9 protein-coding genes are annotated in these 7,735 nt (G+C 38.4%); 1 reads left to right on the forward strand and 8 read right to left on the reverse strand.

The annotated features are described in order from the left end of the window. Positions 1-165: 165 nt before the first annotated feature. On the reverse strand, positions 166-471 hold the full coding sequence (locus NH399_RS25100; RefSeq protein ID WP_253044252.1) for a transposase: 306 nt from the start codon (positions 469-471) through the stop codon (positions 166-168). 45 nt (positions 472-516) lie between these two features. On the opposite strand from NH399_RS25100, the gene NH399_RS25105 reads away from it, so the two are divergent. Beyond that, positions 517-690, forward strand: coding sequence for a hypothetical protein (locus NH399_RS25105; RefSeq protein WP_253044254.1), 174 nt, complete (start codon positions 517-519; stop codon positions 688-690). A 387-nt stretch (positions 691-1,077) separates the two neighbouring features. On the opposite strand, the gene NH399_RS25110 is transcribed toward NH399_RS25105, so the two are convergent. From NH399_RS25110 to NH399_RS25140, 7 genes are all read right to left on the reverse strand, one after another. Next, complete coding sequence (locus NH399_RS25110; RefSeq protein ID WP_253044255.1) at positions 1,078-1,728, reverse strand: hypothetical protein; 651 nt, start codon at positions 1,726-1,728, stop codon at positions 1,078-1,080. A 13-nt stretch (positions 1,729-1,741) separates the two neighbouring features. Next, complete coding sequence (locus tag NH399_RS25115; RefSeq protein ID WP_253044257.1) at positions 1,742-3,691, reverse strand: hypothetical protein; 1,950 nt, start codon at positions 3,689-3,691, stop codon at positions 1,742-1,744. Positions 3,692-4,027: 336 nt separating this feature from the next. Continuing rightward, positions 4,028-4,633 carry a DUF4303 domain-containing protein gene (locus tag NH399_RS25120; RefSeq protein WP_253044259.1) on the reverse strand — a complete coding sequence of 202 codons (606 nt, stop codon included), beginning with the start codon at positions 4,631-4,633 and terminating at the stop codon, positions 4,028-4,030. A gap of 514 nt (positions 4,634-5,147) precedes the next feature. Then, positions 5,148-5,579: a hypothetical protein gene (locus tag NH399_RS25125; RefSeq protein WP_253044260.1), complete on the reverse strand. Its 432-nt coding sequence runs from the start codon at positions 5,577-5,579 to the stop codon at positions 5,148-5,150. 26 nt (positions 5,580-5,605) lie between these two features. Continuing rightward, positions 5,606-6,097 (reverse strand): hypothetical protein, encoded by a 492-nt coding sequence (locus tag NH399_RS25130; protein ID WP_253044262.1) that lies wholly within the window; start codon positions 6,095-6,097, stop codon positions 5,606-5,608. A gap of 10 nt (positions 6,098-6,107) precedes the next feature. Next, positions 6,108-6,308, reverse strand: coding sequence for an HNH endonuclease (locus NH399_RS25135; protein ID WP_371876123.1), 201 nt, complete (start codon positions 6,306-6,308; stop codon positions 6,108-6,110). Between the two features lie 9 nt (positions 6,309-6,317). Next, positions 6,318-7,735, reverse strand: a 1,418-nt coding sequence (locus NH399_RS25140; RefSeq protein ID WP_253044265.1) for a hypothetical protein, incomplete at its 5' end; no start/stop codon positions are given.

Genomic DNA, 7,735 nt, shown 5'->3' on the forward strand with positions numbered 1-7,735 from the left:
CCGCTCCTCGGCTTGCCTGATGAATAGCGATAACTTTAGCTTTTAAACGCTCTCGTTCAACATCCTGTATTCGTCTTTTTTGTTGATGATAAGAGTAACTACTACGAGCAATACTCAATGCAGAAAGTACTTCACACAACTTATAACTCTCTCTTAATTCATCAATCAATAAGACGATTTGATGGAGTCTGACATTAAGAGAGCGGTAGCCTTTTTTAAAATCTCTTTCTCCCGTTCTGCACGCCTTAACTGAGCTTCTAATGCTTGTATTTTCTGTTGTTCAGGAGTAAGAGCTCGACCTGTTGTCGGTGTCTCACCGGAACGTTCAGCTCGTAATTGCCTAATCCATAAGCTCAGCGCAGAACGGCTTACGCCGACAGCTTTGCAAGCTTGTTCATACGTATACCCTTGTTCTAACACCAAGTTAGCTGCTTCAATCTTAAATTCTTGACTGTATGTTTTGGTTTTCATCTTATTCGTACCTTTTCTTTCTATCATATATAAGAACAGCACTCTTTGTACGAATTTATTAGACCACTACACTCTGCTGAAGAATATGAAAGCACCGAAGCACTCAAATTACGATTGTTGCAATCCAGAGCCGCTCAGGCCAATGACGATATTGCCGCAGGAAAACTCTTAGATGGTGAAGCATTTTTTTCTGAATTGGATTCCTGCCAACACGACTAAGCCGAACATAAGAGAAAGAAAAAGTGCCCTCCATCATCAAGGAACCGCAATGAAGACTCAAGGCCCTAGACCAGGAGTATTATAAGCTGACACTCAAGTATCGACTATCAGGGAAAAATCTGAGTAGTATTACTTAATATATTGATTTATAAGGAGATATTTCTTGTATTAAGTACTTCTAAGGGTATCCATGCATATTCGTCGAGAGTGTTGATAACTTTTGCCCTACTAAAAACCTACCTCCTTGTTGAGTGAAAGGCCATTAAAGCTCAAATATCTACTCTATTCAATCGTTAAAATTAATATCTCTTATCGTGTGAGGTAAACTTTAGCGAAAATACGATGCTTAACAAAGTTTTAATTTACAAAGAGCTTGCCATATTTTTATTAATGCCAGATTTTAGCCCCGTTCTTACTATTACAACTCCAATTGACCAAGCCTGACTTTTTCAAACTTTGGTTCAATTCACTATGGACCGAATTGCGATTCAGTTTGCTAACCGATTGATCTGAGATTTTCTGGCTCACATTTAACGCCGTTAGCTTGCTATTGTCCACAAAGCCGATACCACAAATTTGAGAAGAGGTACAACTCACCGCAAGAATATCGTTAAATCGAGAGCTCCCGCTTCCATTAGGGCCGGATTCAGAACTTCGACCATAAGGCAAGGGTTGTACGGCTTCATAATGGCGGATTACTTTATTATTTTCATCAGTTTCATTCAAAATGACATCGATGCTGTAATAAGTAGGTACCGAACCACTGTAAAAATGAACATCCAGATAAAATTGACCGTTTGTAAACACACTGTCATTCACATTTCGATAGGCTATTACTTCTGGACCGTAACCACTGGTGTTGTCATGATCGAGATAACCAGGAGAAACCACTCTGTTACCATGATAGATTGTTCTGCTAAGCCGATCTGTCGAGTACATATCGACGTCTGTTCCATTGGTTTTCCAGTTGAGAACAAACGTAACTTTTGACGGCACCAATGCATTGGTTCCACCGGAGGTATTCTCAATACCGGTCACATTAACTACTTTGTCACTTGTAATGGGGGTTATTTAAATCCGAAGCGTTATAACCTTGAACAACTAGTGTGTTTTGCCCCATTGTCATAACAATGTCAGCTGAAAATGTTCCATCAGTAGCAACCGCAGCAATGGTTTTAAATGATCCATTCGAAACAATTACCCGATTCACATCGGATGCACCGCTGGGAATTGAGCCAACCACTGAAGTCACCCGTTTATTCTCATACCCGTTATTCACAGGCGTAATAATATTAACCGGAGGATGCAGTTTGTCTCGTATTTCAAACGTCACTTCACCGACATCAATATCTTGTCCTGTTGGATTTACCAAAGTGATATGCAGTGGCTTCATATCGGATTGAGCAAAGGTATATTCCGATTGATCGCTAGTGTAATAACTCTTGTGTTGAAATCCATCCAGTGTCGAGTCTCCAACAAATCCGCTCGATTTGCTTAACATTGAAACCAACAGAGGATTGGAACCAGAGTTTGTTGTAACCCTTAAGATAGCTTCTTGATTCTGGCCAACAGCATTCCAAGTGTCAGGGAAAGTGTACAAAGAGTAAGCTCCATAAGCTGGCACTCTAGCAATAGAGTGCATTTTTATTTGCTTTACACCATTGATTGTTTGCCATTTGCTATTATTCGTTGAGTTACCATATTGATAGAAAGAAAACTTGGTTTTATCTTCATTGCGATCTAGCTTTTCAATATCTTTTTCCCTAATAGTAGCATATTGATAGAACACTATAGCTGCTTCTATAGATGATGCTTTCGATGCGCCCAAATGATTCCCAAAATTACAATTAGAACGCCCTAATTGGGCAATGAAGTTTTTAATACCATTAGGATCAGAACCTTCGTCTATATTTAACATATTGCGAAAGTTGTTTACAAATGCTGGACATTTGGACTCAAGGAATTTGTAGAAGGAAAAACGTTGATAAGCACGAGTAAAAGGATTTCTTTTATCCGGCACAGCAGCAAGGCCACTTTCAAAAATACGCGTACCTTTTTTTTCCCATTCTCTATAGGTATTCCATGAGTCAAACTGAGTTGAGAAATCTTCAAACCAGCGTGCTGTACCTTCTATAAACCAGTCACCTTTATCATCTGAAGCCTCTTGTAATCTATCTCTTCCAGATTGAGTGCTTCTATATTGCGCATGATGGAAATATTCGTGCACTGCAGTACCTCTCATCATGTTTTTTGTTTCTTCAGAAGATGTCATATAAAACTTTGACTTATTATTATACCATGCCCTTTTAAATTGCCCTTTAACATTCGGCTTGCGAAACTTTCTAATTTCAACCGTAACTTTTTTATCGTAAGAAAGGCCAAGACTCTGCATTGCAGTTTGTGCGCTATGAATCCAACTGGCGAGCTCTTCAACTGTTGTACCTTGCCAACGAGTTTGATTAGCTGATGTAGAAAAATCGAGAACTTTGATTTCACTGTCACCAACAGTACATATCATGTGTGTGTATTTACCATATTTAGGCGTACAGTTCACATTTGAATGGATGGGGGCATGTGTTAATAATGCAGGTCCTGCTGGTGATACTTTTTTTAGACCAATAAAGTAGATACCTTTTAACCTATCAACAGAGTATTTTATTTCACGTAGATTGTTCAATTTCTCATCATAAACCACACTGATCCAGAAAGGACGCTCACCATAGACTCCCTCAGCCAGACTGAAGAGCCTCACCTGATAATAGTCATCTTCAGAAACATCGTTAAGCGGTATACTTGCAGTAATATTTTGCGCATTGGGTTCATTGATAAAGAAGACATCACTTAATCGAACAATATCTTCTGAAATTTCCGGCCAAGTATTTTCGGGCACCTTTTTAACTTGAACAACCGGAAGGGATTGGTATTGATCGAAAGTAAAAGATAAGCCATTTAAATTACTGTTAGGCTCCGTTATATCATCCGCACCTAAAATACCAATCAATAAAGCTCGTGTAAAAAGCTAATTGACTGAGTAGTTATTGTAACATAAAGCGGTGTTTACAAAGAGAGAAAAGTCACTTTAACTTATTGTTATTATTCATAAAAACATTACTTTTATAACCCTAAAAACCATATTGACGCTTATCGCCTTAGCCTTCCTTCAATACTTGCATACGATAACCTTAATGCAGCTTAAAAGTGTTTGAAAACTGATTTGTTTGATCTGCGAGATATATCTCAAAACTTAAAGCTCGAGCCTTATTTAATCGAGCTTTAAACAAAAAACACTCTTGAGTAATCCCCAAAATATATTTGTCATTCTACAAACGAAACATACTTAAGAAAGTGACAATAAATAATCACAATTATCTTTTATCTTACAATGCCAATACTCTGAGTTAACTTGGCTAGAGACATTTTCAATCATTTTCACACCACTCTCATCGGGATCACCGAACTGAATACCTAATAAAACATCCTTTTCAAACGTTTCATCATCAAGCACACCACTTTCTTTCAAACGTTTCAAAGTGCGAACAATAACTTCGTTGAAGAAGTTGGAAATGAACTCCCATAACTGGTCATCATCGAACTGATCTAAATCAACATCATCAAGTTCGCCATCATAAAATTCGTTATACAATGAGTCAATAAGCTCATCAACCTTATCAAACAGCTCATAGTGCTTATTTACATATTCCCACTCAGAGGCATTAACTTCATAGAAATTTTCTGGTTCATTACCAACCCCTTTATTTTTTCTTCTTGCTAAGCTCTCTCTAGTAGAAATAGCTAGAGCTATATTTCTACATGCATCAGAACAGAAAATACAAAAAGCATAAACTTTTTCTGTATTAAAGTCAGATGAAAACTGCTCTAAATAATTAACACAGCTATCATAAAGCAAATCACTCAGTTCTCTTTTTAATGATTTTGAATCCATTATTTTCTGCCTTCCGAAATTGCTGCCCACTGCCTAAGAACATCAATTATTTTCTCTCTATCTCCTTTAACTGAATTTAATAGTTCCAAAAGCTCACCTTGAGGTTTTGGTCCATGTTGTCCAGTAATATAATAATTTACAGGACAACTATCTAAAATAAAAAGCAGCCGTTTTTATCTTGGTAGAAGAAAGATGCAGTGCTGTCTCTACTCTAACTTTAGCTTAATCAAACTTTCTCATAAAGGCTGCATAATTGCCACCACTAGATTAAATGCCATAAACGAAAACAGGACAGTCAATTAATCAACTGTCCTGATACATCGTGGCTGAAATACAACAAATTGTTAAAAAATGGCGCTAAAAATGATCGAATCCTCAAAACTCGGTATTTTTAACATGAGATTGCTATCTCAATAGCTTAAATCTCGATGCTATTTTGGTCGGGTTTTAAGCGAAAACCCGCCTGAAATGATATGGACATTACCAATCATCCTGTGGACGGAACAGACAGACACTATTTGAGAGGCCCACCCAAAGCTTCTCTTGACCAGTCCCATGTCGTGTCATACATAAACAATAAGCCTGCAAGTACCTCATTAAGAGAAAAAAGAAACTGATGAACATCTTCCTCCATTCCCTCTTTGTGAGAAATCTCTAACCCTAAACATGTCCTAACATAATGAAGGCGACTTAAGAAATATACTAAGTCCTCTTTATCTTGAATTTGAGAGGTCATATAAGCTTCGTATCCGGCTATATGCTTCTCTAATTGATCTTCTTGCATAATATGACAAACAATTTCTCCCCAACTTAATACTAACTTAAACCCTATATTTGTTTCACCATTCTCAAAGGTCTCATAAGAGATAATGTCAGGAGAACGATCAAACAACCGGGAACCAAGCATAGATGGATCTGATATATAGATAGCTGAATTTTTAATCATAAACCACTCCTCTTGGAAAACTTATCTCAGAATAACAGACCTGCGGCATCATCAATCATAACTAGCTTTCTATTTACAAACTTAACACCAAGATTATGAGAAAGGTCCCAACTTCTCTGAAACATAAATCCTACAACGAGTTGACTCTTATCAAAACTATATGGAATCAATATCCCTTCAATACTCATAACTTTAGATAACTCTCTTTCAGAATTTACGTTTAGCGCAACCTTTTTTTGACTCTCGCTTTCATACCGGGAACAGATATCATCTAAGTTATCTTTAAAATATAGCAAAAGGTTCTCTTCAAGTTGCGCAAGATATTCTTGAAAATACTCAACAAAATCATTTACCGCAACTATTTGCTCATTTTCAATTTCAACATCCTCTTCCCCGAGTATAAATATGTTGGTAGACACACATTCACCAAACAACTCAATCGAATATTTTTTCACCCATAAGTACTCTTCAAGGTCAAACTTAAAGTCAGACCTAGCAATCTGATTTATTCTGGTCATATTAATTTATTCACTTCTTCTCTTGTGCCCACTTGGCATTCTGCTCACCAAACCCGCCAACATGTCCAAATTTAGCATTGACAATGTTTGGAACCAACTGAACGGTTCTTATGTTTTCCACTTCATGCCATGTCAACTTATTCAAACTACGCCACTCACTTACCTGTTTAGAGGTTACTTTCTGACCTGACTCGAAATGCCCCTGTGATATTTCATATAATTAAGGGTCTTTAGACAGACGTGTGTCCATTCTGCTATGTAAGCTGGCTCTCGTCTTACCAATAGACTCTACATCATACTCTATTAATGTTGTTGGTGAAAAATTCGGATAACCGTTTTTATACTCAATACCATTAATACCGAACTCTGCGAGTTTACTATTGACATCAGGGTTATTATGAATGAACTTTGACTCCCCTCTTCCACCAACCCAAGAACCGTTCGTAGGTGTTTGATTAATCCTAGCCCTATATGTCGTATAAGGTTCAAAATCATCTGCTGATTGCCCATCTCCACCTAAGTTATCATTATTAGCACTTTCTGAAAGATATATAATAGGCTTGTTCTCAGATATAGGCGTTGTCATAGTTGTTGGCAATACAATATCAGGAACCGATAAAGGAGGCATCCAATCAGCCAGCAAGTTAGATTGCTCAGGCGACGTATAGATTAAAGGAATCCCTGCCCCATTGTCAGCAGGGAATGCCAATGGTGGCAATACCAGTCTATCTGATGGGTATTCGGTTGCCCCCAAACCTATATTCGGAGTCCCTACAAAATTTACCTCAGAGGCACCAAATATCTCGCCATATAAACTACTAAATCCTAATGAATCGGCTCCAGAGAAATCCAGTTCATACGTTGGTGTATATTGCAGATTCAACCCTCTTTCAAGAGCTAACTGATTCATCTTATTAGCTAGATAGGGAGATTCAAATTGATTCTCGCTAACAAATGAGAGTGCCTCTGTTGCACTTTTTCCAAACACGATTTGTTCATTCAACACCTGCGTTTGAAATGCGTCCAGCCTACCATCGATGCTGCCGTTCAACTCCCACCAGCTCATACTCAAATCATCAAAACTATTAGAAATTCCTGAACCAATGATTGAAGAGAAGGTGCCCCAGTCGAAATCTGAATTCAAATCAAAGGACAAGTCAAAATTTACAGGTGGCAACCCAGCACGATAAGCGTCTCCTTCAACACTTTCTGGGTTATAAGGAACAGGAGCCCCGGGAAGAGGCGGAGCGACTCCGGGTCTAGCTCTACCGATTGCAGCCCCTCGTGCCGCACTTCGCACAACAGTTCCAACACCGATATCCTCATTTTCAAACACCCAATCACCGTCTTCAGGCGGTGCTGATAATTCAAAATTAGATGTCGGAACGGTATCCAACCCCGTTAGCTGGATACCACCGTCATTAATAATAGTAATTTTAGAAGGCTGAGGAGAATTCGCAGTATGATAAATCCTGTCTTCAACAATCGCATTGCCTAACGCACTACCAAAGGCATTCGCCAAGACCTGTCGGTTTTGCCATTGACCTGCCTGATAAGTATTCTTTATCACAAAATGCGCGGCTCCTGCTGATATCACTGAGCGGCCCGTTTGTGTGAGAACATTCTTAAAGTTAAAGG

Origin of the sequence: Pleionea sp. CnH1-48, from assembly GCF_024124665.1 — a bacterium.
In the GTDB taxonomy this organism is placed as follows: domain Bacteria; phylum Pseudomonadota; class Gammaproteobacteria; order Enterobacterales; family Kangiellaceae; genus JAMXSB01.